Source organism: Streptomyces sp. NPDC107562 (assembly GCF_055657325.1).
In genome coordinates, this window is record NZ_JBVKBE010000002.1 from 505605 (window position 1) to 531138 (window position 25534).

Annotated in this window: 16 protein-coding genes and 4 pseudogenes; 9 read left to right on the forward strand and 11 right to left on the reverse strand. The window is 71.3% G+C overall.

The window, feature by feature from the left end; genetic code table 11:
• Positions 1–76: 76 nt before the first annotated feature.
• The 4 genes from ACZ7LV_RS08135 to ACZ7LV_RS08150 all read left to right on the forward strand — a co-directional run bounded on the left by ACZ7LV_RS08135 (position 77) and on the right by ACZ7LV_RS08150 (position 5163).
• Positions 77–1138 (forward strand): SDR family oxidoreductase, encoded by a 1062-nt coding sequence (locus ACZ7LV_RS08135; protein WP_471936944.1) that lies wholly within the window; start codon positions 77–79, stop codon positions 1136–1138.
• Between the two features lie 310 nt (positions 1139–1448).
• Complete coding sequence (locus ACZ7LV_RS08140) at positions 1449–2726, forward strand: sensor histidine kinase (protein ID WP_471936947.1); 1278 nt, start codon at positions 1449–1451, stop codon at positions 2724–2726.
• Positions 2711–3364, forward strand: coding sequence for a LuxR C-terminal-related transcriptional regulator (locus tag ACZ7LV_RS08145; RefSeq protein ID WP_401676576.1), 654 nt, complete (start codon positions 2711–2713; stop codon positions 3362–3364). Before ACZ7LV_RS08140 ends, ACZ7LV_RS08145 begins: the two co-directional genes overlap by 16 nt.
• 203 nt (positions 3365–3567) lie before the next feature.
• The gene (locus ACZ7LV_RS08150) at positions 3568–5163 is read left to right on the forward strand and encodes a DUF1996 domain-containing protein (protein ID WP_471936950.1); all 1596 of its coding nucleotides are present in this window, start codon (positions 3568–3570) and stop codon (positions 5161–5163) included.
• 71 nt (positions 5164–5234) lie between these two features.
• On the opposite strand, the gene ACZ7LV_RS08155 is transcribed toward ACZ7LV_RS08150, so the two are convergent.
• Positions 5235–5669, reverse strand: coding sequence for a hypothetical protein (locus ACZ7LV_RS08155; protein ID WP_471936952.1), 435 nt, complete (start codon positions 5667–5669; stop codon positions 5235–5237).
• Positions 5670–5832: 163 nt separating this feature from the next.
• Here ACZ7LV_RS08155 and ACZ7LV_RS08160 point away from each other — a divergent pair, with 163 nt between their 5' ends.
• From ACZ7LV_RS08160 to ACZ7LV_RS08170, 3 genes and pseudogenes are all read left to right on the forward strand, one after another.
• Positions 5833–7752 carry a hypothetical protein gene (locus ACZ7LV_RS08160; RefSeq protein ID WP_471936954.1) on the forward strand — a complete coding sequence of 640 codons (1920 nt, stop codon included), beginning with the start codon at positions 5833–5835 and terminating at the stop codon, positions 7750–7752.
• 24 nt (positions 7753–7776) lie between these two features.
• Positions 7777–8317 (forward strand): annotated as a pseudogene (locus ACZ7LV_RS08165) (flavin reductase family protein); the annotation flags it as partial.
• A gap of 68 nt (positions 8318–8385) precedes the next feature.
• Positions 8386–9093: a TetR/AcrR family transcriptional regulator gene (locus ACZ7LV_RS08170; protein ID WP_471936956.1), complete on the forward strand. Its 708-nt coding sequence runs from the start codon at positions 8386–8388 to the stop codon at positions 9091–9093.
• Here ACZ7LV_RS08170 and ACZ7LV_RS08175 read toward each other — a convergent pair.
• The 10 genes and pseudogenes from ACZ7LV_RS08175 to ACZ7LV_RS08220 form a co-directional block, all read right to left on the reverse strand.
• Positions 9090–9449 carry a 5-carboxymethyl-2-hydroxymuconate Delta-isomerase gene (locus ACZ7LV_RS08175; protein WP_471936958.1) on the reverse strand — a complete coding sequence of 120 codons (360 nt, stop codon included), beginning with the start codon at positions 9447–9449 and terminating at the stop codon, positions 9090–9092. The two genes, ACZ7LV_RS08170 and ACZ7LV_RS08175, sit on opposite strands and share 4 nt — an antisense overlap.
• Positions 9450–9492: 43 nt before the next feature.
• Positions 9493–14892 carry a pullulanase-type alpha-1,6-glucosidase gene (pulA, locus tag ACZ7LV_RS08180; RefSeq protein WP_471936960.1) on the reverse strand — a complete coding sequence of 1800 codons (5400 nt, stop codon included), beginning with the start codon at positions 14890–14892 and terminating at the stop codon, positions 9493–9495.
• Positions 14893–15032: 140 nt separating this feature from the next.
• Positions 15033–15509 (reverse strand): annotated as a pseudogene (locus ACZ7LV_RS08185) (GNAT family N-acetyltransferase); the annotation flags it as partial.
• Positions 15490–16051 (reverse strand): annotated as a pseudogene (locus ACZ7LV_RS08190) (polyprenyl synthetase family protein); the annotation flags it as partial. The pseudogenes ACZ7LV_RS08185 and ACZ7LV_RS08190, both read right to left, overlap by 20 nt.
• Positions 16041–16329, reverse strand: a pseudogene (locus ACZ7LV_RS08195) (polyprenyl synthetase). The pseudogenes ACZ7LV_RS08190 and ACZ7LV_RS08195, both read right to left, overlap by 11 nt.
• A gap of 135 nt (positions 16330–16464) precedes the next feature.
• Positions 16465–17850, reverse strand: a complete 1386-nt coding sequence (locus ACZ7LV_RS08200; RefSeq protein WP_471936962.1) for an alpha-amylase — start codon at positions 17848–17850, stop codon at positions 16465–16467.
• 152 nt (positions 17851–18002) lie between these two features.
• Positions 18003–19712, reverse strand: coding sequence for a glycoside hydrolase family 13 protein (locus tag ACZ7LV_RS08205; protein WP_471936964.1), 1710 nt, complete (start codon positions 19710–19712; stop codon positions 18003–18005).
• 159 nt (positions 19713–19871) lie between these two features.
• A complete protein-coding gene (locus ACZ7LV_RS08210) occupies positions 19872–20780 on the reverse strand; it encodes a sugar ABC transporter permease (protein WP_471936966.1) in 909 nt (302 codons plus the stop codon).
• Positions 20781–20793: 13 nt separating this feature from the next.
• A complete protein-coding gene (locus ACZ7LV_RS08215) occupies positions 20794–21744 on the reverse strand; it encodes a carbohydrate ABC transporter permease (protein ID WP_401676592.1) in 951 nt (316 codons plus the stop codon).
• Between the two features lie 109 nt (positions 21745–21853).
• On the reverse strand, positions 21854–23122 hold the full coding sequence (locus ACZ7LV_RS08220; RefSeq protein WP_471936968.1) for an extracellular solute-binding protein: 1269 nt from the start codon (positions 23120–23122) through the stop codon (positions 21854–21856).
• 378 nt (positions 23123–23500) lie between these two features.
• Between ACZ7LV_RS08220 and ACZ7LV_RS08225 the strand changes: the two genes are divergently transcribed.
• Both ACZ7LV_RS08225 and ACZ7LV_RS08230 read left to right on the forward strand, forming a co-directional pair.
• Positions 23501–24535: a LacI family DNA-binding transcriptional regulator gene (locus ACZ7LV_RS08225; RefSeq protein ID WP_471936970.1), complete on the forward strand. Its 1035-nt coding sequence runs from the start codon at positions 23501–23503 to the stop codon at positions 24533–24535.
• Positions 24536–24666: 131 nt separating this feature from the next.
• On the forward strand, positions 24667–25518 hold the full coding sequence (locus tag ACZ7LV_RS08230) for a phosphatase PAP2 family protein (RefSeq protein ID WP_471936972.1): 852 nt from the start codon (positions 24667–24669) through the stop codon (positions 25516–25518).
• Positions 25519–25534 lie beyond the last annotated feature (16 nt).

Here is a 25534-nt window from a genome sequence, read left to right on the forward strand (position 1 = left end):
GCCCGGCGCGCCCTGCGCGTCTGCCCTGGGCAGAGTGCGCTTCCCCCGCGCACGGGGCCCGGGGCAGGGTCATCCCATGAGACTGCTGATGCTGGGTGGTACGGAGTTCGCGGGGCGGGCCGTGGTGGAGGCCGCCCTCGGGCGGGGCTGGGACGTCACCGTCTTCCACCGGGGCAGGCACGCGGCCCCGCCCGGTGTCCGCGAGGTGCTGGGCGACCGCACCGCGCCGCGGGGGCTCGACGGACTGGCGGAGGGGGAATGGGACGCCGTCGTCGACACCTGGTCGGCGGCGCCCCGGGCGGTGCGGGACACGGCGCGGCTGCTGCGGGGCCGCGCCGGGCGGTACGTGTACGTGTCGAGCTGCTCGGTCTACGCCTGGGCCCCGCCCGCCGGGTACACCGAGGACGCGCCGCTCGTGGAGGGCGCCGAGGCCGGCGCGGACCACACCGACTACGCCCGCGACAAACGGGGCGGCGAGTTGGCCGTCGTCGAGTCCTTCGGCGCGCGCGACTCGCTGCTGGTGCGGGCCGGCCTGCTGCTCGGGCCGTACGAGAACGTCGGCCGCCTGCCCTGGTGGCTGAACCGGATCGCCCGGGGCGGGCCGGTGCTGGCGCCGGGCCCGCGCGAGTTGCCGGTGCAGTTCGTCGACGTCCGTGACCTCGCCGAGTGGATCCTGGACGGGATCGAGGGGGAGCTCGGCGGGCCGTACAACCTGACCGGTCCTCGGGGGCACACCACCATGGGTGAGTTCCTGGAGGCGTGCGTGCGGGCGACCGGGTCGGCGGCCGAGCTGCGCTGGACCGCGCCCGAGGTGGTGCTCGGGGCGGGGATCGAACCGTGGAGCGGGCTGCCGGTGTGGGTGCCGCCGGGCAGCGAGCTGCACGACGCCCTGCACAGCGCGGACGTCTCTCGCGCCCTGGCCGCGGGGCTGCGCTGCCGACCAGCCGCCGACACCGTGGCCGACACCTGGCGCTGGCTGGACGAACGCGGCGGCACGGCCCCCCAACGCCCCGACCGCCCCCCTGTCGGCCTCACCCCGGAAGCGGAAGGAAGAGCCCTGACGGGCAACGGAATCCAGGCCCTGCGGGCCGACCCGAGGCAGGGGCGGGCGTGGAGGTGCGGAGGCGGCGCCGGGTGAGAGGGGCTGCGGCTGCTCGGACGGCGTGGGACGGCGCCGGGGTACGGGAGGCAACGGGCCGCGCAGGCAGGGGCGAGGGCTCCGCGCGAGCGGCGCGTGCGGCGCGGCGGGGACGGGTCCGCGCTCGCTGCGAGCACCCCAGGCGGGGTACGTAGCGACTGCCGGGCCACGTAGCGCTCGGGGGATGCGGAGATGTGGGGGCGGCTGCGCGGGCGGTGCCGCGGGGGCGTGCGGGGTGTAGGTGGGTACACCCCCGGGGTGGGGGGCTCGGGCCAGTGACCGCGGGGGGCCGCTCCTCCAGACTGGCGTCATGACGATCGAGACCAGCGACATCCGCAGCGGCGGCAAGGCGACAGGGCGGGGCGGCACGGTCGTGCGGGCCGCGGTGCGCGGGCTGGCGCTGGCCCTCGTGTCCCTGCCGGGCGCGGTGCTCTGCCTCACCCTCTCCCTCGTGTCCATCGCGCTGATACCGATCGGCGTCGGCATCGTCACGACGCCGTGGGTCCTCACCGGAGTCCGGGCGTTCGCCGACTGGCGGCGGGTGCTGGCGGCCGAGTGGGGCGGCGTGCGCATCCCCCCGGCGTACCGGCCGCTGCCGAAGGACGCCAACCCGTGGGCGCGCACCTTCGGGATGCTGGGCGATCCGGCGACCTGGCGGGACCTGCGGTGGTTGCCGGTGGACATGACGGCGGGGTTCGTGACCGCCCTGCTGCCGGCGGTGCTGTTGCTCTATCCGCTGGAGGGCTTCGCCCTGGCGATCGGGCTGTGGCGGGTCTTCCCGGACGACTACTGGTACGGGTTCGTGCCGGTGACCGGCCAGGCCTCCGCGTTCGGCGCCGCGGCCCTCGGCGCCGTCCTGCTGCTGTTCGGGCATCACTTCACGCCCCGTCTGCTGGCCGCGCACTTCGCGCTCACCCGCGCCGTCCTCGGCTCCCCGCAGGGGGAACTGGCCGAGCGGGTGCGGGTGCTGACCGAGACCCGGCAGGTCGCGGTGGACACCTCGGCCGCCGAGCTGCGCCGTATCGAACGGGACCTGCACGACGGCGCGCAGGCCCGGCTGGTCGCCATGGGCATGGACCTGGGCACCGTGGAGACGCTGCTGGACAAGGACCCGGCCAAGGCGAGGGAACTGCTGGCCCAGGCCCGCCGGTCCTCCGCGGACGCCCTGGCGGAGCTGCGCGACCTGGTGCGCGGCATCCATCCCCCGGTGCTGGCCGAACGCGGACTCGGTGACGCGGTGCGGGCGCTGGCGCTGCGGCTGCCGGTCGCCACCGAGGTGACGGTGGACCTGGACGGGCGGGCGCAGCCGCCGGTGGAGTCGGCGGCGTACTTCGCGGTCAGCGAGGTGCTCACCAACGTCGTCAAGCACGCCGACGCCGACCGGATCTGGCTCGACGTGCACCACGCCGACGGGATGCTGCGGATCGCGGTGACCGACAACGGCAGGGGCGGTGCCGCGATCGGGGCGGGTTCGGGCCTGTCCGGGGTGGAGCAGCGGCTCGGTACATTCGACGGCGTCCTGGCCGTCAGCTCTCCGGAGGGCGGCCCCACCATGGTCACCCTGGAGATCCCGTGCGCGTTGTCCTAGCCGAAGACCTGTTCCTGCTGCGCGACGGGCTGGTCCGGCTGCTGGAGGCCTACGACTTCGAGATCGCGGCGGCCGTGGAGAGCGGACCCGAGCTGGACCGGGCGCTGGCCGAGCTGAAGCCGGACGTGGCCGTGGTGGACGTACGGCTGCCGCCCACGCACACCGACGAGGGCCTGCAGTGCGCGCTGCGGGCCCGCCGGGCCCGGCCCGGGCTGCCCGTGCTGGTGCTCTCGCAGCACGTGGAGCAGCTGTACGCCCGCGAGTTGCTCGCCGACGGCAGCGGCGGGGTGGGCTATCTGCTGAAGGACCGGGTCTTCGACGCGGACCAGTTCGTGGACGCCGTACGACGGGTCGCCGCGGGCGGTACGGCGATGGACCCGCAGGTCATCCAGCAGTTGCTGGCCCGGCGGGCGGCCGACGACCGGCCGCTGGCCCGGCTGACACCGCGCGAGCGGGAGGTGCTGGAGCTGATGGCGCAGGGCCGGTCCAACGCGGCGATCGCGGCCCATCTGGTGGTGACGGAGCGGGCGATCGCCAAGCACACCTCCAACATCTTCGCCAAACTGGGCCTGGAGGTGTCGGACGACGACAACCGCCGCGTGCTGGCGGTTCTCGCGTATCTCGACCACGGTCACTGACAGCGGACGCACCTGTTCACCGGCCGTGGACACCCTGCAACTCCCGGTGTTCCAGGGGAGGTTGGTTCCACCGAGTCCTCACGAACTTCTCAACGATTTCCGGGACGGCTGAACACCCGTGGGACGCGCCGCGTATCTGAGGGAGCCGCTTCACTCCTGTCGGGCGCCTCGATGCTGCCCCGCAAGGAAGTCAGAGGAGTTCCATGGGACGCAACACACGCAAACGCCGTACGCCGCTGGCCACCAAGGCCATTGCCGCATCGGCGGCCCTAGCGCTCGGTGGGGGCGGGCTTGTCTGGGCCAATTTCTACGCCTCGGCGGACGAGGACAACGGCTGGTCGAACCGGACGAAGGCGACCGCGGGCCAGGTGGCCACGATCGACTGCCCGGACGTCGGCCAGCAGATCTCCGAGGTGCCGGACCAGGCCCGTGGGGAGGTGGACGGCGAACTGGCGACGCTCGACCAGCAGATCACCGAGGCCTACCAGCGGCTCGCGGCCACGCGCGACGCGCAGGTGAGGGACGCGAGCTTCGTCCAGAACACCATCCTCGGCCCGCTCAAGGACCGGCGACAGGTGATCATCGACCGCATCCAGCTGGAGATCAACCGGGCCGGCGGCAGCGCCCCCGAGCAGCTGGACGGCCTGTCCCCCTGCACCGGGAAGCCCGCCGAGACCACCGACGGCGAGCAGGACCAGAACGGCGACGGCCAGCAGGACGGCGACCAGAACGGCGACGGCCAGCAGGACGGCGACCAGAACGGCGACGGTCAGCAGGACGACGGTCAGCAGGACGGTGGCCAGCAGGACGGCGGGGACCAGGGCGGCGACGGCCAGGAGGGCGACGGCGAGCAGGGCAACGGCGGCCAGGCCGGCAACGGCCCGGTGGCCGCGGACTTCCAGGACATCACCACCGTCCAGCCGAACACCCGCAACCTCCCGAACGGGCTCGCCGCGAACGGCAGGGGCGGTTCGCGGGGCAGCTTCACCACGAAGTGCGGCACCAACGCGAACGACAACCACAACACGGACAACGTGATCGTGGCGCCGGGCGTCACCAACGGCGCCCACCACCTGCACGACTACGTCGGCAACCAGAACAACGACGCGTTCGCGAGCGACGAGGACCTGGCGGCGGCCGACACCACCTGCCAGAACCGGGGCGACAGGTCGTCGTACTTCTGGCCGGTGCTGCGTCTGCAGGACGGTTCGCAGGACTTCGACCAGAACAACGCGGGCGGCGGCACCGAGGGCAACGTGGGCAAGATCCTGCAGCCCAAGGTCGCCCAGCTCAAGTTCGTCGGCAACAGGACCGGCCCGGTCGTCGCGATGCCGCGGGCGCTGCGCATCATCACCGGTGACGCCAAGGCCTTCGTCAACGGTCTCGCGAACGCCAACACCGCCTGGACCTGCACCGGGTTCGAGGACCGCCAGCTGACGGACAAGTACCCGCTGTGCCCCGACGGCAGCGACGTGGTGCGCCTGTCCAAGTTCCAGAGCTGCTGGGACGGCCAGAACATCGACAGCGCCAACCACCGCACCCACGTGGCCTTCGTCCAGGGCAACGGCGCCTGCCCGAACGGCTTCCAGGCGATCCCCCAGCTCCAGGTCCGCCTGGTCTACGAGGTCCCGACCCCGACCGTCGAGAACGGGGTGGTGCAGAACCCCTTCGCGGTGGACACCTTCCCGGAGCAGCTGCACAAGCCGATCACCGACCACAACGACTTCATCAACTTCTTCTCGCAGCGGACGATGAACAAGATGGTCAACTGCATCAACAGCGGCCGCAAGTGCCAGTGACGCGCGGGTAGCACCAAGGGAGAACCGGCGGCGGGAATGTCCCGCCGCCGGTTCTTCGCGTGTGCTCCAGGTCAGTGACCGGCGTGCGTGGCCCCGCCGGACTTCTCGTGCACGGAGTGGTCGGTGCCCTCCTCGATGTCCCCGCCGAGCGTGGACTGCAGCGCCCGCACCACGGGGGTGTCGCCCACGGCGACCCACTTGCGGCCGACCAGGTAGTGGCCGCCGTAGTCCTTGGCCCCATTGATCCACTCCCGCTGCCCCCGGTCCGTGGCGAAGGTCGCGAGGACGAACTTGCCGTCGGTGTTCTTGCAGATGGCCTGCCGGATCTCGTCCGCGTCGGTCTGCATGTTCGGCTCGCACCGCACCTCGGCGGCGAGATGCTCCAGGCTGCCGGTCGCCGTCTGCGGTACGGCCGCCTGGTCGCCGTCGCCGTCGGAGCCGCACCCCGCCAGTGCCAGCACGGCCACGGCGCCGCTCAGGGCGAGCATCGGTCGGGTCAGCCTCATCTGTTCCTCCGGTCGGTCGTGGAGCGGACGCGCCTGCGCCTCAGTTCGATACGGCTGCGGCGGGCGCCGTGCTCAATGCGCCCGCACCGGCTGCTCGTCAACGCGCATCGCCCACTCACCCGTGTGGCGGTGACCAACGGTCGATTCGCTCGTTCTGCTGAACGTGCAGTCACAGGATGTCGCCCCTCGCCCCACGCCTTCCGCTTCCGACCCGGTCGTCGACGTCGAGCAGGCCGAGGCCGCTCTCGTCGAGCACTATCCGCGGCTGGTCCGTCTCGCCTACCTGGTGCTGCCGCCCGCCCTGGGCCGCAACCGGCGGGTGCTGACCTCGCACGCCCTCACCCAGCGCGCGCTGCCCCGCGGCCGTGCGGCGGCGTCGGTCATCCCGGCCCAGTCCACCGGTCGCGACGGCGATCCGGGCTATGCCTTCGTCCGGCTCCAGGTGCTGCGCACGGCACTGGAGGCGGGCCTGCCGCTGCGGCGCAAGGCGTGGCCCAAGCGGGCCCAGCTGCCGCCGCTGCTCCCCCAGGTGTGGGGCCTGCGGCTGTTCCCGCGCTCGGGCGGCGCCGACGAGCTCGCGCTGGACCAGCACCTGTCCGCGCTCTCCGCGCCCGCCCGTGCCGCCTACGTGCTGCGCGGCCTGGAGCGGCTGCCCGACAGCGACGTCCACCACGTCCTGCGCACCGCGGGTGTGGACGACCCGGACGCCGCGCTTCAGGAGGCCGACGGCGTCCCCGTGCAGTACACGCTGCTCGACTCCCCCGAGTTCGACCCCTGCTCGCTCCAGGCCCGGCCCACCGATCTGATGCGCCGCCGCCAGCATCTGAAGGCCGCGCTCGCCGCCGCGGCGGCCGCCGCCGTGTGCGGGGCGCTGCTCGCACTGCCCGGCGACGGCTGGGGTCCGGACGGTGCGGCGGCCCCGCCGTACGCCCAGAACCCGGCGGCGCAGGCCGCCCTGGAGCCCGACCGGCTGCTGAAGGTCTCCCCCGTCGCCTGGCGGTCCGCGAGCCGCACCGACTTCTCCGTCTGGCCCGCCCGGGGCGACCTCACCACCGACCGCACGCTGCTGCGCCGCGCCCTCGCCGTCTGGGCGCGCCCCGGTGAGACGGTCCAGGTCTCGGCGACCCCCGGCACCCCGTCCGGCGGACCGGCCGGCCCGCCGCAGCTGCTGTACGCCGGCCAGGTCGACAACGCCCGCGTGGTGATCTTCTACGACGGTCTGCGCATCGCCCGCTACGCCGAGCCGAAGGACGGCACGGCGGGCGCCGCCCTCGACTTCGCCCGTGCCGACGGCGCGAGCCGGGTGGAGTCGAGCGCGGTGGTGCTGAACCGGACCGACGGCAACGTCCGCTACCTGACGGCCCCGTGGGTCGCGAAGGCGGCCGAGCGCGACCTGATGAAGCCGGCCGCCGGCGCGATGGACCTCGCCGTCTCGGGGGGCGTCACCGCGCCGCTGGCCAGCCCCGCCACCCAGTCCGGCACCTGCACCTCCTGGAACGTCCTCCAGGTCACCGACGACTCCGGTACGCGGCTGCTGACCGACCTCGGCGAACTGGTACCGGCCCGCCTCACCAACGGCCGTCCGGGCTCGCCCCACGACGCGGCGGGGGCCGAGGCGCTGCGCAGCTGGGCCCCGCTCGGCTGTTCGCTGGGCGGTCTGCGCGGGCAGGGGGTGCGGTCGGTGAACGCGTGGCAGTACGCCGAGCAGCCGCTGCCCGACGCGAGCGGCACGGCTGCGTGGGTGTGCACGCGCGGCGAGACCTGGCGCGGCGGGGGTGAGCGGGTGCTGGCGCAGTTCCACACGCCCGGCGGCACGTCCGCGGCGGTCGCCGCCAGGGCGGAGGACGTCGCGGCGTGCGGGGCCCGCGATCCGCAGGTGCTGGCCGGGGTGCTGTGGAAGTCCGCGGCGGGTTCCTGGTACCTGCTGGCGGCGGGCAGCCGGGACACCGCGTCGATCAGCGCCACGGGCGGAGTACGGCAGACCGCGCAGGGCAAGTTCCTTGCCGCGAAGGCGAAGCAGGGTGCCGAGGCGGAGCTGAAGGCGACCCTGACGGACGGGCGGACTGTCAGCGGCCTGCGCTAGCTGACACGGGTGTCAGCAAGTCGGCCGGTCCCCGGGCGGCCGCGGGCGTGGGTGCTGCGGCTCCTGGTCACCTCACGGGAGACGATCGCCGAGGGCGTCGTGCAACTGCGGCTCGAAGGGCACGACTTGCCCGCTGGGAGCCGGGGGCGCATCTGGACCTGGCGCTGCCGTCGGGGCTGGTGCGCCCGTACTCGCTGTGCGGGAACCCGGAGGACACGTCGTCGTACACCGTCGCCACCCGGCTGGTGTCTCACCACCGCTTCCCGCTGGTCGCCGCCGACACCTGTGTCTTCGTCGCCGGGGGCTGATGGCCGCGGTCGGGGAACGGGTTCCCGACGTCCGGCCGGAGCGGTTCGCGCCCCGGGGCGCGGGCCGCCGGGGACGGTGCCTGCGAGGTCGAACTGAGGCGCAGCGGCCGGACGCTGCCGGACACCCCGTACTCCTGCGATCAGGGTCTCTGCGGGACCTGCCGGGACGAGTTGCTGACCGACGGGGGGGGCGGGGCGACTCGATGCTGATCTGTGTGTCGCGGGTACGAAGTGAGAGACTTGTGATGGATATGTGAACGGTTCGGCAGGGCGCCTGGATCAGTCCTGCCCGTTCGAGGCTGGATCCGATCGGTAAGGTGTCCGTATGTCTACCGGGGTTCGCCGCAGGATGGGTGTCGAGGAGCGGCGGCAGCAGTTGATCGGCGTCGCCCTCGAACTGTTCAGCCGCCGCTCTCCCGACGAGGTCTCCATCGACGAGATAGCGTCCGCCGCGGGCATCTCGCGCCCGCTGGTCTACCACTACTTCCCGGGAAAACTCAGCCTGTACGAGGCCGCGTTGCAGCGGGCGGCGGACGATCTGGCGGGGCGGTTCGTCGAACCGCACGAGGGTCCCCTCGGCGCCCGGCTGCGGCGGGTGATGCACCGCTTCTTCGACTTCGTGGACGACCACGGCCCCGGTTTCTCGGCGTTGATGCGTGGGGGCCCGGCGGTCGGCTCGTCGCGGACCAACGCGCTCGTCGACGCGGTGCGGCAGGCGGCGTACGAGCAGATCATGTCGCACCTCGGTGTCACGGACCCGCCCGCGCGGCTGGAACTCGTCGTCCGCTCCTGGATCTCGCTGGCCGAGTCCACGGCCCTGATCTGGCTGGACGGCCGGCGCATCCCGCGCGAGGAACTGGAGTCCCAGCTCGTCAACGACTTCGCCGCGCTGGCCGCGGTGAGCGCGACCTACGACGAGGAGACGGCGCGGCTGATCCGCCAGGTGCTGAAGGACGAACCGGCGGACGGCCCCTTCACCGACCTGGCGACCCGCCTGATCGCCCTGGCGTCCGAGGCACCGGACGCTGCCTAAAGCCTGTCGAACGTGCGGTACGAGGGGGCGAGGTCGCGGACCTCGGCGGAGGCGTGGAGGGTGCGGCCCGGGCTCTGCCGCACGTGCCGGCGCAGGAGGTCCAGCACGGTCTCGGTCAGCCGCGCCTTGGTGTCGTCGTCACGGCCGGCCAGCAGGCCGACCGTGACGTGCACGACCGCGTGCCCCTCGCTCTCGTCCCCGACCACGGTGTCCTCGGCCGGGCGGAACTGCGTCTTGCACGCCGGGAGCCTCGCCGCGGCGATCTCCACGACCGCGGTGTGCAGGGCCCGCGCGAAGGCGGGCCTGTCGAAGTCGTCCGCCAGGTTCGCGGAGTGGTCGACGGTGATCTGCGGCATGGGTGCTCCTGTTCTGGGTGGGACAGGAGCACCCTAGAGCCTGTCAGCCCGCGTGGGTGAACACGGCGACCGTGCGGGCCGGTACGGCGAACGTGCCGCCGCCGGCCTCGTACGACGCCCCCTTGACCACCGCGTCGGCGCCCTTCGCCTGCACGGGGTGCAGCCGGTAGTCACGCCCGGCGAGTTCGGCGACCCGCTGCTCCTGACGCTCGGGCGTCGCGTTGAAGACGACTACGAGCTCGCCGAGGCGCATGGTGATCACGCCGGGTGTCTCCCCGGTGCCGGACAGCGGGAAGGAGAGCTGCTCCTGCACCTGCCCGGCCGTGCCCAGGGAGAAGGCACCCTCCGTCGTACGGATCCTCAGCAGGTCCCGGTACGCCGCCGAGGCCCCCTCGATCTGGGCGCACCCGACGCCGACCGAGCCCAGCAGCGGCTTGGCGTACGGCCACTTCGGCCCGTTGTCGGCGGCCGGCGGCAGCCCGCGCCCGAAGCCGTTGCCGTCGGCGCAGTTCCAGTGGATGGCGTTGAACCAGTCGCCGCTGTCGTAGGAGTTGCGGTCCAGCGACTTGGAGCGCAGCAGGTCGGTGCCGGCCTGGGAGAGGGACGGGCCCTGCGACAGGGTGGCCGTGGCCATGGCGAGGACCTGCATCCGGGCACGGTCGGCCGCCCCGGTGCCGGCCGGCAGCTTGAAGGTCAGGGCGTCGAACAGGGATTCGTTGTCGTGGGCGTCCGCGTAGGCGAGGGCGTCGCCGGGAGCCGCCGCGTATCCGGCCGGCTGTCCGTTGTAGTCGACCTCGGAGCCCTTGACCTGCCTGCCGCCGGTGTCCGTGAAGCGGTACTCGGCGAGGTTTCCGGTGAGCCCCACCTTGATGAGGTCCTGGTAGTGCAGGAGGCGGGCCTTCTGCTCGGCCGTCGTGCCGTTGGCCGGTGACCCGTTGGGCTCCGTCCAGAGGCCCGACGCGAAGCCCTGGACGCCGGGGTCCTCGTCGAAGGGGCCGCCGCCGCGGACGGCGTCCCGGGCCCGGTCGGAGAAGGTGGCGATCCCGGTGCCGGCCATGTTCTTCTGCGTGGCCTGCTCGAAACGGGCGTCGTCGGCGATCTCGCCGAAGTTCCAGCCCTCGCCGTAGAGGATGATCTTCCTTCCGTCGACGCCGTCCTTCCGCAAGGTCAGCGAGTCGAGGGCCGTGCGGACGGCGAGGATGTTGGCCTTCGGGTGGTGGCCCATGAGGTCGAAGCGGAAGCCGTCCACCTTGTACTGCTTGGCCCAGGTGACGATCGAGTCGACGACGAGCTTGCCCATCATGGCGTTCTCGGGGGCGGTGTTGGCGCAGCAGGTGCTGTTCGCGACCGAGCCGTCCGCGAGGAGCCGCTGGTAGTAGCCGGGCACGATCCGGTCGAGGACCGAGGTGCGGGCCTGGCCGCCGGCCGCCGTGTGGTTGTAGACGACGTCCATGACGACCCGCAGTCCGTCGTCGTTGAGGGCCTTGACCATCTTCCGGAACTCGACGGTACGGGCCGTGCCGTCCGGGTCGGTGGCGTAGGAGCCCTCCGGGACCGTGTAGTGGAAGGGGTCGTAGCCCCAGTTGTAGGCGTCCTTCGCGGCGACCGCCGCGACGCACTCCTGCTGCCGCTCGGAGTCCGCCGGGAACGAGGCGAGGTCGCAGCCGACGGTCGCCTGGTCCGCCTTCCTCTCGGGGACGGTGGCGATGTCGAAGGCGGGCAGGAGATGGACGTAGGAGGTGCCGGACTCGGCGAGGCGGCGCAGGTGCTTGCTGCCGTCGCTCGACCTGTCGGTGAAGGCGAGATAGGTGCCGGGGTGCCGGGCCGTTCCGTCCTCGACGGAGAAGTCGCGGATGTGCAGCTCCTGGATCTGCGCGTCCTTCAGCGGCACGGCCTCGGGCTTGCGCAGTGACGTCCAGCCGTCGGGGGTCAGGGAGCGGTCGCCGAGGTCGACGAGCAGGCTGCGCTCGGAGTCGGCGGTGAGGGCCAGCGAGTAGGGGTCGGTGACCTTGTTCGTGACGATCTCGCGGACGCTGGGGGCCCAGACCTTCACGACGTAGCGGTAGGGCTTGTTCTTCCAGGACGCGGGGCCGGTGACGGACCAGACGCCGGTGGTGGCGTCGCGCCGCATCGGCTTGAGGGAGCCGTCCAGTTCGAGGGAGACGCTCCGGGCCGTGGGCGCCCAGAGCGACAGCGTCGGCCGGCCCTGGTGGAACGTCGGACCGAGCGTCGCCTTCGTCGCGTCGTACACGTCGTCGAGCACGCCGGCGATCTGGACGCCGGTGGCGGCGAGCACGGCGCCGTTCGCGGTGCGCTGGGCGGCGACGAGCTGGCCGCGCAGGGCGTCACGGACCCGGTCGCGGTCCCTCGGGTCGACGGACCAGGCCGTGTACTCCTTCAGGTGGGGGAACGCGGCCTTCTGGGCGTCGGTGAGGGCCGTCCTGGACAGGCGCAGCCACTGCGCGTCGCCGGTGAGCGTGCCGTTCTCCGCCTTGATCGCGCCGTCGCGCGAGGCGAGCAGCTGGGTGGAGGCGGCCGCCTCGGAGCCGTTCCAGACGACGGTGTCCCGGTCGATCCAGATCGCCTTGGACGTCGTCAGGTCGAGCGCGGCGGCGCTGCCCGCCGGCTGCGGCAGCAGGTACTTCTCCTGGCCGCTCAAGAGCCACACCTCGTGGCCCTGGGACTTGAGGTCGAGCGACTGGTCGGTGGGGAGGTCCTTCTCGTCGCCCTTGTGGAGGATGTAGCTGAGGCTGGTGGCACCCTCGGTGAGCGGTACCTCGAAGACCGCGCCATAGGAGTCAGTCTTCACCGGCATCAGGGGCTTCGACCAGTCGGTGGGCTGCGCGGCGCCCGACCAGACGTGCAGTCCCCAGCCGTCGTAGGCGCCGTCGGCGCGGTGGTAATGGAGCACGGCCTTGGACGTGTCCTGCGCCGGGTACTCCGGGCGTTCCGTGCGGACGGTCTCCTCGCCCTGCTCGATCCAGACCTCGCCGGTCTTCGTCAGGTCGATCGTGCGGTCGGCGGCGACGTCCTTGTCGCCGTCCTCGTCGATGACGAGGAAGCCGACGTTCGAGGCGCCGGGCTTGAGCTTGACGTAGGCGAAGGCGCCGTAGGCGTCGCGGCCGGTGAAGGGGTGGCTGTCCGGCCAGGTGGTCGACTCGCCGTCGGCGAGGTCGCCCCAGGCGTACAGGCCCCAGTCGGCGTAGTTCCCGTCGGGCCGGTGGTAGTGGACGATCGCGTGATCGCGCGAGGTGGCGGTGGGGGGAGGTTCGGTGGCCGGGGTTCCGGTGGTGCTGCTCGCCGTGGCGCTCGCGGTGCGGCCCCTGGAGTCGACGACGACCGCCTTGTAGCGCAGGGCGGTGCCGGGCGCGACGTCCTTGCCCAGGGTGTGGGTGACCTTGTAGGGGGCGTGGTCGGCGGAGCCGAGGGTGCGCCACCTGCCGTCGCCGGTCTGGGCGGCGAAGACGACGCGGTTGCGGGCGCCGCCGTCGACGCCCGCGGTGATCTCGACGGTGCCGGTGGCGCCGGGGGCCGGGGCGGCGAGGGTGATCGACGGCTCGGCGGCGGGGGCGGCGGGCGCGCCGGTCGCCCGGAGCACGACGGCCGCGCGGGCCGGCACGGTGACGGTGAGCTTCCCGTCGGCGGCGCTCTTCACGGAGGTCCTGGTGCCGTGGAGGGCGCGGAACGTGGTGGCCGGGGTGTCGGTCGGGAAGGCGGCCGTCCTCGCCCCGTCGGCGTTGTTGAAGGCGACGACGTACTCCGTGCCGCGCTCGGCGTCCGTGCGGGAGACGGCGTAGACGCCGGGGCCGTCGGCCGCGTAGCGCTCGGTCTGGACGCCGTCGGCGAGGGCGGGATGGTCCTTGCGCAGGTTCGCGAGTGCGCTGATCTGCCGGTAGAGCGGTGCTCCGCTGTCGTAGGCGTCGTCGGCGTGCGTCCGGTCCGTGCCGAGCTGGTCGTCGTCGAGGTAGTCGGCGGTTGTGGAGGCGAACATGGTCTGGCGGGCGTCCTTGTCGCCGCCCGCGCCGGTGAAGCCCTGCTCGTCGCCGTAGTAGATCACCGGGTTGCCGCGGCTGAGGAACATCAGCTCGTTGGCGAGCCCGGCCTTCTCGACCAGCTCGGCGTCGGTCGCGTCCGGGTCGTCCTGTCTCAGGAACGTGCCGATGCGGCCCATGTCGTGGTTGCCGAGGAAGGTGACCTGTTCGTACGCGTTGGCCGTGCCGGTCGTGTACTTGTAGTCGTCGGCGAAGACCGAGGCGAGCCGCTCGGCGCTGCCGCCCTGGGAGGCGTAGGCGCGGGCCGCGTCCTGGAAGGGGAAGTCGAGCGTGGAGTCGAGGCGGCCCTGGGTGACGTACGGCGAGGTCACCGATGTGTCGGCCGAGTAGACCTCGCCGAACATGAAGAAGTCGTCGCGTCCCCGCTGGGCGGCGTAGGAGTCGAGGGCGGTGGCCCACTGGGTCCAGAACTCCATGTTGACGTGCTTCACGGTGTCGATGCGGAAGCCGTCGATGTCGAAGTCGCGCACCCAGCGCCGGTAGATCCTCTCCATGCCCTCGACGACCTCGGGACGCTCGGTCCACAGGTCGTCCAGGCCCACGAAGTCGCCGTAGGTCGCGGACTCGCCGGCCCAGGTGGAGTCGCCGCGGTTGTGGTACATCGTCGGGTCGTTGAGCCAGGAGGGGACCTTGACGTTCCGCTTGGCCTCGGGGACGACGGGGGTGCGCGGGAAGGAGTCCCGGTCCACGGCCGGGAAGTCCCGCTTCCCGTCGGCGTGTTCGGCGTCGTCGAAGGGCTCGCCGTCCTCGGTGAGGTACGGGAAGGCGCCCTTGGAGAGGTAGTCGTAGGACTTCTGCTCGTTGTCGACGACGTCGGCGGTGTGGTTGGTGATGACGTCGAAGAAGACCTTCATGCCCTTGGCGTGGGCCTTGTCGATGAGGGTTTCGAGGTCCTCGTTGCTGCCGAAGTGCGGGTCGACCTGGGTGAAGTCGGTGATCCAGTAGCCGTGGTACCCGGCGGAGGCGTTCGCGCCCTCGCCCTGCACCGGCTGGTTCTTGAAGATCGGGGCGAGCCAGATGGCGGTGGTGCCGAGGCCCTTGATGTAGTCGAGCTTGCGGGTCAGTCCCTTGAGGTCGCCGCCCTGGTAGAAACCCTTGTCGGTGGGGTCGTAGCCGGTCGCGAGGCGTGAACCGGTCAGTCCGCCGCGGTCGTTGCCCCTGTCCCCGTTGGCGAAACGGTCCGGCAGCACGAAGTAGAACTGCTCGCGGGTGAGGTCGTGCCGGGCGGGCTCGGCGGCGAGCCTCGCGTCCGACGGCGGTGGGGGCGGGGCGGCCGCGCGCGCGGCGAGGGGCTGGACGAGCGCGGCGGCGAGCGCGGCCACGGTGACGGCCGCGACCCGTCCGGCATGGGCGGTACGGCGCCTGCGGGGCGCCGGCCAACTCGATGTCACGAGGGTGAACTCCTTGCGATTGCGGCTCTCTTGGGTCCGACCCCTGCGCCGCGACTCGGCATCGTCGCCGGGCGCCCGGCGCGACCGTACCGCTCACGAAAGGGTTGCAGCAAGAGTGTTGAAACGCTTAGCAAGAAGTTTCAGGAGGCCGCCGGGTCCGGCCGGCGCAGGTCCAGGCGCATGAGGACGCGGGGATGACCGGCCAGGACCGAGGTGGAGTCGGCGGCGCGGGTCAAGCCGGCGCGGGTGAAGTTCGCCCGCAGGCCCGCGTACGCCGTCGTCAGGTCGACCCGGGCGTCGCCGTTGTCGAGGGGACAGGCCTCGACCGCCGGTGCGCCGTGGGCGCGGGCGAAGTCGACCGCGCCGGCGAGGAGGGCGTGCGTGATGCCCCGTCCGCAGTGGCCGGGGCGGACGCGGACGCACCACAGCGACCGGACCGGCAGGTCGTCGACGTGCGGGATCCTGCGGTTGCGAGCGAAGGACGTGTCCGCGCGGGGCGCTACGGCGGCCCAGCCGACCGGCTCGTCACCGTCGTACGCGGGCACGCCGGGCGGAAGGTCCGCACGGCACAGGCCGGCGACGTACTCGCCCCGCGCCGGCCCCCGCAGCTCCCTGTTGGGCCCCGGTCCGCAGGATCTCCAGGCACTCCCCCGCGATCAGCTCCCTCGCCGGCACCGACCACAGCGGCCGGGCCCGCGCGAGGTACGCGGCGCAGCCCGCCGGTGGTGAACAGCCGGCCGGCCAGGCCCATCAGCAGATCCCCGACCAGCATCGCGAGCGACCTGGCGGCGGCGACGGGGCGGGGACGACGGCGCACCGCGGCGCGCAGCGCGATGTGCGCGGTGGGCCGGCCGTGCCGCAGCGGGCTGTCGTCGATGAGGTCGTCGTGGACGACGGCGGCGGCGTGCACCAGTTCCATGGAGGCCGCCGCCCGCACCGGCGCGTCGCTGTCCGGCTGACCCGCCGCGCGCCAGCCCCAGTAGCAGAACGCCGCCCGCAGCCGCTCGCCGTCGGCGACCGCCGCCTCCATCTGGTCGGCGACGGGGCCGAGGGCCGGATCGATCTCCGCGAACCGCCCGGCCTCCTCCGTGACGAATGGGTGCAGCGCGCCGTCCACGCGGGCCTTGAACGCGGCCGGGTCCCACCGGTCAGACGTCATCGGCGGCCCGTCGCCGCAGTGCCCGCTGGGCCAGCATCTCCAGATGGGCCGGCGACACCGCCGCGTAGCGGTCCAGCGCCAGGCGGCCGGGCGCCATCAGGTCGTCGCCGGCCTCGGTCGCGAGGGTCGGCGGTGTCCGAGCGGCGCAGCAGGCCCCGTACGGTGCCGAGGGCGGCCCCCACCGTGCTCACCGCCAGATCGGCCAGTCCGGCCGCCACCAGCACGGCCGCCGGTCCAGCCCCTCGAACGGTCCCGCGTCCTGTCGTGCCGAGTCCCAGGTCATGCCTCTCCCCCACCGGCAGGTACGGGCGGCGCCGGTCACGCGCCGCCCGATTCAGCATCGCGGCCCGCCGGCCGGCGGGGGGAGGCACTTCACGACCTGGCTATGGGTCGTCCTTCCGCGCGCATCGCGCTCAGCAACTCGACCTGCCCGCGTGAACCGCCAGCGCCGTGTTGCTCCCGAGGGTCGCGGTGAGCTGGCCGGAGCCGTTCACGGTCACCGTCGTGTTGTTCTGGACGTTGCAGTACGTCCCCGCCGCCAGCGACGTCTGGTATGTGCGGGTCAGCGAACCGGACTCGTGGTTGATCGCCACGAAACCCCTGCTGCCCCGGCCGAAGGCGATGGCGTCGCCGCCGTTGTCCCACCAGTTCGTCACGGACTGGCCCCGCGTGGCGTTGCGGAAGGCGACCATGCGCTGGATCTCGGGCCAGGCGTGCTGGCACTTCCAGCCGTTCTGCCAGCAGGCGTCGACCCGCCCGCCGTTCGGCGGTCCGGCGTCGTGGTCGGTGAACTCGTACCCGGAGTTGATGTCGGGCGCGCCGTAGGGCCAGGCCAGCATGAAGACGTTCGCGAGGGTGTAGTTGGCGTTGTCCTTGTAGCTGAGCGTGGAGCCGTTGCGCTCGGTGTCGTGGTTGTCGACGAAGACACCGGAGACGCCGCTGCTCAGGTAGCCCCAGCCTTCGCCGTAGTTCTTGAGGTAGGCGAGGTTCTCGTTGTTGAAGACGCGCTTGAGGTCGTAGGCGTAGCGGAACTCCTGGACGTCGCCGTTGCCGGTGTACTCCGTGGGCTGGACCGCCTCGCCGCTGCCGAAGATGACCTCCTGCTTCCAGTAGACGGACGGATTGCTCAGCCGGGACTTGATGGTGGCCAGGTCGGCGCTCGGCATGTGCTTGGCGGCGTCGATGCGGAAGCCGTCGACGCCGAGGGAGAGCAGGTCGTTCAGGTAGCGGGCGAGCGCGGAGCGGACGTACTCCTCGCCCGTGTCCAGGTCGGCGAGGCCGACCAGTTCGCAGTGCTGGACGTTCCAGCGGTCCTGGTAGTTGGAGATCTGCCCGGTGCAGTCGTTGAAGTCGAAGGACGAGTACAGGCCGGGGTAGTTGTACTTGGTGTACGACGAGCCGCCGGTGCCGGTGCCGTTGCCCGCCGCCATGTGGTTGACGACCGCGTCGACGACCACCTTGACGCCCGCCGCGTGGCAGGTGTTGACCATGTTCTGGAAGGCCGTGCGGTCGCCCAGCCGTCCGGCGATCTTGTAGCTGACCGGCTGGTACGAGGTCCACCACTGGGCGCCCTGTATGTGCTCGGCGGGCGGGGAGACCTGCACGTAGCCGTAGCCGGCGGGGCCGAGGGTGCTGGTGCACTCGCGGGCGACCGAGGCGAAGTTCCACTCGAACAGGACGGCGGTGACGTCCTTGCTGCCGGGCGGGGAGGCCTGAGCTTCGGTCGGGTGCATGACAAGGGTGGACGCGGTGGCGGCGGCTGCGAGGGCGGCCGCCCAGGGGAGGGTTCTGCGTGCCATGTGGGGTTCCTTCACCGTTGAAGGCTCTTGCTGAAAACTTTCAACCACCTTGCGGTGACGGAGATGTTAAAGGCCCGCCGCCCGAAAGGGCAGCGGGCCGAACCAAGTTGAATGAAAAATCTTGCGAGACGGCTTTCAGTCGCCCGCCGGCCTCAGGAGGCCGTCGTCCACCACACCGTGGTGTCCGCCGGCACCTTCACCTCGCCCTGCGCCTCGTCCACCTCACCGCTGGCCAGCAGCAGCCGGCCGTACGCCGGAGTCGTCACCGACTCCCCACCGGTGTTGGCGACGCACACGAACTCCCCGCGCCGGAAGGCGAGCACGCCCTCGGGCGCCTTGAGCCACTCCACCGCCTCCCCCGCGCCGAGGTCGGCCTGCGCACGGCGCACGGCGAGCGCCGCCCGGTACAGCTCCAGCGTCGAACCGGCCACCCCCTCCTGCGCAGCCACGCTCAGCTCGCCCCACTCGCGCGGCTGCGGCAGCCAGCTGCCCCCGCTGCCGAAGCCGTACGACGAACCGGTGCGCGTCCACGGGATCGGGACCCGGCAGCCGTCGCGGAAACCGTCTTGCCCCGCGCCGCGGAAGTACGCCGGGTCCTGGCGCACCTCGTCCGGCAGGTCCACGACGTCCGGGAGACCGAGCTCCTCGCCCTGGTAGATGTACGCCGACCCGGGCAGCGCGAGCATCAGCAGCGTGGCCGCCCGCGCCCGCCGCAGCCCCAGGTCACGGTCGCCCGCCCGGCGGATCTGCGTGCCGAGGCCGGGCGGGTTGGCGAAGCGGGTGGCGTGCCGGGTGACGTCGTGGTTGGACAGCACCCAGGTGGCCGGGGCACCGACGGGGCGCATCGCCTCCAGGGTGCGGTCGATGACCTGACGCAGCTCCTTCGCGTCCCAGTCCGTGCTGAGGTACTGGAAGTTGAAGGCCTGGTGCAGCTCGTCGGGGCGGACGTAGTGCGCGGTGCGCTCGACGGTCGGCGTCCAGGCCTCGGCGACGAAGATGCGCTCTGGGGGTACCCCCTGCACGGAGTGCTTGGGGGAGTACTCGTCGAGGACCACTCGCCACTGGCGGTAGATCTCGTGCACCCCGTCCTGGTCGAAGAACGGCATGACATCGTTGCCCAGCAGTTTCAGCTGGTCGTGGTCGCCGAGGTCGGGCAGGCCGTCCGCCTTGACCAGGCCGTGCGCCACGTCGATGCGGAAGCCGTCCACGCCCATGTCGAGCCAGAAGCGCAGGATGGAGCGGAACTCGTCGCCGACCGCCGGGTGGTCCCAGTTGAAGTCGGGCTGCTCGGGCGCGAACAGGTGCAGGTACCACTCGCCGGGCGTGCCGTCCGGCTCGGTCAGCCGCGTCCAGGCCGGACCGCCGAAGATGGACTCCCAGTCGTTGGGCGGCAGTTCGCCGTTCTTTCCCTTGCCGGGGCGGAAGTGGTAGCGCTCGCGCAGCGGGGAGCCGGGGCCCTCCGAGACGGCGCGCCGGAACCACTCGTGCTGGTCGGAGGAGTGGTTGGGCACCAGGTCGACGATGATGCGCAGGCCCAGCGCGTGCGCGTCGCGGATCAGCGCGTCGGCGTCCAGGAGGTTGCCGAACATGGGATCGACGGCGCGGTAGTCGGCGACGTCGTATCCGGCGTCGGCCTGCGGGGAGGCGTAGAAGGGACTCAGCCACACGGCGTCCACGCCGAGGTCGCGCAGATACGGGAGGCGGGAGCGTACGCCTTCCAGGTCACCCATGCCGTCGCCGTTGCTGTCGGCGAAGCTGCGCGGATAGACCTGGTAGATCACCGCGTCCCGCCACCAGTCGCGGCGCTTGGCGACGGTGGCGACGGCGGAGTTCGGTGCCGGGTCGGCAGTGTGCTGGCTCATGGCGTCCTTGATGTGTGACCGACGTGAGGTGAGGGAGGCGTGGGTGGGCGGGGGGCCGGGAGAGGGTGACGAGGCGGCCGCGGTGCCGGCGGGGTCGGAGGGGCACCGCGGCCGCCACCCGCGCCGTGCAGGGCGCGGGGGTCTCGGGTGACGGGCGAGTCAGCCCTTCGTGCCACCGGCGGTGAGACCGGTCACCAGGTTCTTCTGCACGAGGTAGAAGAACGCCGAGACCGGTATCGCGACCAGTACGGCGGTGGCGGCCATCAGGTTGCGCTGGGCGTCGTGCTCGCTGACGAAGCTCTGCAGACCGACCGCGAACGTGTACTTCTCGTCGTCCAGCAGGAACGTGGTGGCGAAGGCGACCTCGCCGAACGCGGTGATGAAGCTGTAGAACGCGGCCACCGCGAGGCCCGGCCGGGCGAGCGGCAGGATCAGCCGCAGGAAGGTGCCGAACGGGGACAGCCCGTCGACCCGTCCCGCCTCGTCGATCTCGAAGGGGATGGTGTCGAAGTACCCCTTGAGCAGCCAGGCGCAGTACGGCACGGCGGTCGAGCAGTAGACGAGGATCAGGCCGAGGTAGGTGTCGATGAGCTGGAGCTCCGACAGGATCTGGTACATCGGCACGATCAGCACGGCGATCGGGAACATCTGGGTGACCAGCAGCACCCACATGAACTTCCGGTAGCCGGGGAAGCGCATCCGGGACACCGCGTAGCCGGTGGTGGCGGCGATGATCACGCCGATGCACGTGGTGCCCAGCGAGACGACCAGCGAGCTCTTCAGCCAGTCGAAGAAGTTCGTCTCCGTCAGCACGAAGGAGTAGTTGTCGAAGGTCATCTTCCCCCAGATGCGCCCGGGGTGCAGATAGTCGTCCTTGTCCGGGCCGAGGGACAGATAGACCAGCCAGGCGATCGGGAACAGCGCGATCAGGCTGGCGAGGGTCAGGATGCCGTGCGAGGCAAGGGTCCCGAGGAGGCCGAGCTCGCCGCGCCGGCGCGTCGGGCGCGCCGGGGTGGGAGCGGGTGCCTGGTCCGCGTCGGCGGACTTGTGGACGGTCGTGGTGCTCATGGGGACTCCTGCCTCAGATCGCGAGCTGCTGGTCGTTGCGGTTCAGCCAGCGGCGGTAGACGGAGGTGAAGACGATCAGGATGGCCAGCAGCAGGATGCCGTAGGCGGCGGACTGAGCGAAGTCGCGTGGCTGCTGTCCGAAGCCCAGGTAGTACGCCCAGGTGACGAGGATCTGGGCATCCGGCGCAGTGGTGCCGAACAACAGGAAGATCACCGCGAACTGGTTGAAGGTCCAGATCACACCGAGCAGCACGACGGTGGAGCTGACCGAGCGCAGGCCCGGCAGGGTGACGTACCGGAAGCGCTGCCAGGCGCTCGCGCCGTCCATCTCCGCGGCCTCGTAGAGCGTGGTGTCGATGGACTGCAGGCCGCCGAGGAGCGAGACCATCATGAACGGGACACCGCACCAGGTGTTGACCATGATCGCGGCGAACCGCTGCCAGAAGGTGTCCTCCAGCCACAGCGGGGCCGGCAGGTGCAGGAATTCCAGCGCGGAGTTGATGATGCCGCCGTCGGCGAGCATGAAGCGCCAGCCGAAGACGGTGACGAAGGTGGGCACGGCCCAGGGCAGGACCATGATCAGCCGGTAGAAGGTGCGGCCGCGCAGCTTCTGGTTGAGCAGCAGGGCGAGGCCCAGGCCGATCGAGAAGTGCAGCCCGACGCAGGTGGCCGTCCAGACGATCGTCCAGATGAAGTGCGACCAGAAGCGGTCGTACGCGGTCTCACCCCACAGGATGTCCGCGTAGTTGTCGAAGCCGATGAACTTGTAGGTGGCCTCGATCTCGTTGACGCCGATCGTGCGCGCCGTGTTGAGGCTGTTGGCGTCCGTGAGCGTCAGGTAGAGACCGTACGCCAGCGGATACAGCACCAGGACGCCGAGCACGACGACCACGGGGGCGATCATCGCGTAGGCGTACCAGTGCTTCTGGTAGCTGCGCCTCAGGCGCTGGACGGCGACTGTCATGGTTCGACAACCTTCGTATGGGTCTGCGGATCAAGGGGCATGACGCACAGGCCGGTGGCCGCCGGGTCCGTCCCCCCTGGGGCAGGCGGACCCGGCGGCCACGCGGTCGTCACTTGGCGAAGTCCGGCACCAGCTTGGCGATCGCGGTCTCGGCGTTGCTCAAGCCCTCGTCCAGGGACTCCTTGCCACCGGCGACCTTGGGCAGCTCCGTGTCCAGCGGGCCCCACAGCGAGCTGTACTCGGGCAGCGCCGGGCGCGGCTGGGCGGCGGCGAGGACGCCCTGGTAGCCGGCGATGCCCGGGTCGGCCTTGACCTCGGCGGTGTAGGCGTCGTCGCGGGTGGGCAGCGTGGAGTTCTTCAGGGCGATGGTCTCCTGCGCCTTCGCCGAGGTCATGAAGTTGACGAACTTCAGCGCGGCCTTCTGGTGGGCCTCGTCGGAGCCGGCGTACACGGAGAGGTTGTGGCCGCCGGTCGGGGCGCCCGCCTTGCCGGTGGAGCCGGCCGGGACGGTGGCGATGCCCAGGTTCTGCTTGTCCTTGAACGCGGAGCCCTTGTAGAAGTTCGTGATCTCCCAGGGGCCCTGGATGATCGCGGCGACCTTGCCGTTGACGAACGCGTCCTGGATGTGGGCGTAGGCGTCGGCGGTGGTGTCGGCCTTGTGCAGGCCCTTGCCGTCGAAGAGGCCCAGCCAGGTCTCGTACGCCTTCTGCGCCTCGGGCGAGCTGACCGTGATCTTCTTGGCCTCGGCGTCGACGGTGTCGGTGCCCTCGCCGTAGAGGAAGGACTGGGCGTAGTAGGCCTGGGTCGAGCCCCAGTAGCCGTCCACTCCGGTCTTCGTCTTGATCGTGGCGGCGGCCTTCTTCAGGTCGTCCCAGGTCTTGGGGGCCTCGACGCCGGCCTCGGCGAAGAGCTCCTTGTTGTAGACCAGCGCCAGCGTGTCGGTGGTGAACGGCACGCCGTAGGTCTTGCCGTCGAACTTGGCCTGCTCGATCAGGCTGGACTGGAACTTGTCCTGCTCGGCGAGGGCGTCCGTGCCGTCCAGCGGCAGGAAGTAGCCCTTCTTGGCGAAGGCGGGCGTCCAGCCGACCTCGGCGCGCAGGATGTCCGGGGCGCCCTTGGAGCCGGCGGCCGTGTCGAACTTGTTCTGCGCCTGGTCGAAGGGCACGTTGACGTACTTGACCTTGATGTCCTTGTTGGCGGCCTCGAACTCCTTGACCAAGGCCTGGTACGTCGGTGCCTCGTTGGTGGCGTTGGAGGTGTCCCACCAGGTGATGGTGACCGGGCCGTCGGCCGAGTCGCCGCTGTCGTCTCCGCCGCAGGCCGTCGCCGCGAGGGCGAGGGACGCCACCAGCGCGGTGGCCGCTATGCCACGCCGCATGAGTTCTCCTTGAGGGTGAAAGCCCGTGTTACCAGGGGTGGTCCCGTCCACCGTCCCTGTCGACTTCGACTGCGCCGTTGCCGTCGCCGGGCGACCGTGAACGTAACAGCGATGTAAGCGTTGCGAAAGACCTTGCAGAAAAAAAGTGCAAGGCATCACTGAAGTTATCCGTGCGTGACCCGCCGTCGACCACCGTGAGACCGTTGTTCTACGGGGTTGAGCGGGCACGGACCGTGTTGTGCAAGACTCTGCAAGCTCTTGCCATCTGTTTCACGAAGGGACGCCATGCCGCAGCAACCGCCAGCGCGCCGGTCAACCGCCCGTACCCGGCGTCCGATTGGTGTGCAAGGCGACATACGGCCGGTACAGTCCAGTGCCGTGACCACACGGCTTGCCGACATCGCTGCTCAGGCGGGGGTGAGCGAAGCGACGGTCAGCCGCGTCCTCAACGGGAAGCCCGGCGTCGCCTCGACCACCCGCCAGTCCGTGCTGGCCGCGCTCGACGTGCTCGGCTACGAGCGCCCGGTACGGCTGCGCCAGCGCAGCGCGGGTCTGGTCGGCCTGATCACCCCGGAGCTGGAGAACCCGATATTCCCGGCCCTGGCGCAGGTCATCGGTCAGGCGCTGACCCGGCAGGGCTACACCCCGGTGCTGGCCACCCAGACCCCCGGCGGCTCCACCGAGGACGAGCTGACCGAGATGCTGGTCGACCGCGGTGTGGCCGGCATCATCTACGTCTCGGGCCTGCACGCCGACACCACCGCCGACATGCAGCGCTACGAGCAGCTGCGCGCGCAGGGCGTGCCCTTCGTCCTGGTGGACGGCTTCTCCCCGAAGGTGCAGGCGCCCTTCATCTCCCCCGACGACCGGGCGGCCATGACCCTGGCGGTCACCCACCTCGTCTCCCTCGGCCACACCCGGATCGGCCTGGCCCTCGGCCCGAAACGGTTCGTCCCCGTGCAGCGCAAGATCGAGGGCTTCGTCCGGACGATGCAGGACCAGCTCGGACTGAGCCCGCAGACCGTCGAGACGGAGCTCGTCCAGCATTCGCTGTACACCCTGGAGGGCGGCCAGGCCGCCGCCACCGCGCTCATCGCCCGCGACTGCACGGCGGTGGTGTGCGCCAGCGACATGATGGCCCTCGGCGCCATACGCGCGGCCCGCCAGCAGGGCCTGGAGGTCCCGACGGACGTCTCGGTCGTGGGCTTCGACGACTCCCCGCTGATCGCCTTCACCGACCCGCCGCTCACCACCGTCCGCAAGCCGGTGCCGGCCATGGGCCAGGCGGCGGTGCGTACGTTGCTGGAGGAGATCGGCGGGACGCCCGCGCCGCACAGCGAGTTCGTGTTCATGCCGGAGCTGGTGGTGCGCGGTTCCACCGCTTCGGCCCCTGGGGAACGGAATCGTCCCTAGGTCGGAGAACCCGCGGCCCCGTCCGGTACGCGGGGACGAGACGGACGCCTCCCGCAGCCGTAGAACGTGCGTGCTGAACCCCACCAGGGGATGATCGGACGGGCATGGCTTTTCTGGCAGACTCTGTGCCCATGGGTGAGACGACCGTGACGACACCGGAAGGCCGCGAAGAGGCCGTTCCGCACCCCGTCGCGGACGACACGGGGACGGGTTTCCTGCGCCGGCTGCGGACTCCGCGCCGGCCTCGGCTGTGGTTCGAGATCCTGTTGATCGCGGTGAGTTACTGGACCTACTCCCTGATCCGCAACGCGGTTCCGGAGCAGAAGGCCGAGGCGCTGCGCAACGCGGACTGGATCTGGAAGGCCGAGCAGCAGCTGGGCATCGCCGTCGAGCAGTCGGTCAACCATGCCGTGAACTCGGCGACTTGGCTCATCGTCGGCATGAACTACTACTACGCGACACTGCACTTCGTCGTCACCCTGGGCGTGCTCGTGTGGCTCTACCGTGGCCATCCCGGACGCTACGCGGCGACCCGCATGGTGCTCTTCGCCACCACCGGTGTGGCACTGGTCGGTTACTACCTGTATCCGCTCGCCCCGCCCCGGCTGATGAACGGCGGCCACTTCATCGACACGGTCATGGTCCATCAGACGTGGGGGTCGATGGCCTCCGGCGACCTGAAGAGCATGTCCAACCAGTACGCCGCGATGCCGTCCATGCACATCGGCTGGTCCCTGTGGTGCGGCCTGACGATCTTCGCGCTGGCGACCGTGCCCTGGGTCCGGGTCCTCGGCCTGCTCTACCCCACGCTCACCCTGGTCGTCATCGTCGCGACCGCCAACCACTTCTGGCTGGACGCGGTCGGCGGCATGCTCTGCCTCACCTTCGGCTACGGCGTGGCACGCGCGTGGTACGGCAGGCTGCCGCACGCGCTGCCCCGGGTGGCCCCGCAGGGCAGGCCGCTGGTCCCGAGGCAGGCGTAGGGCGCGCGACCGGCGG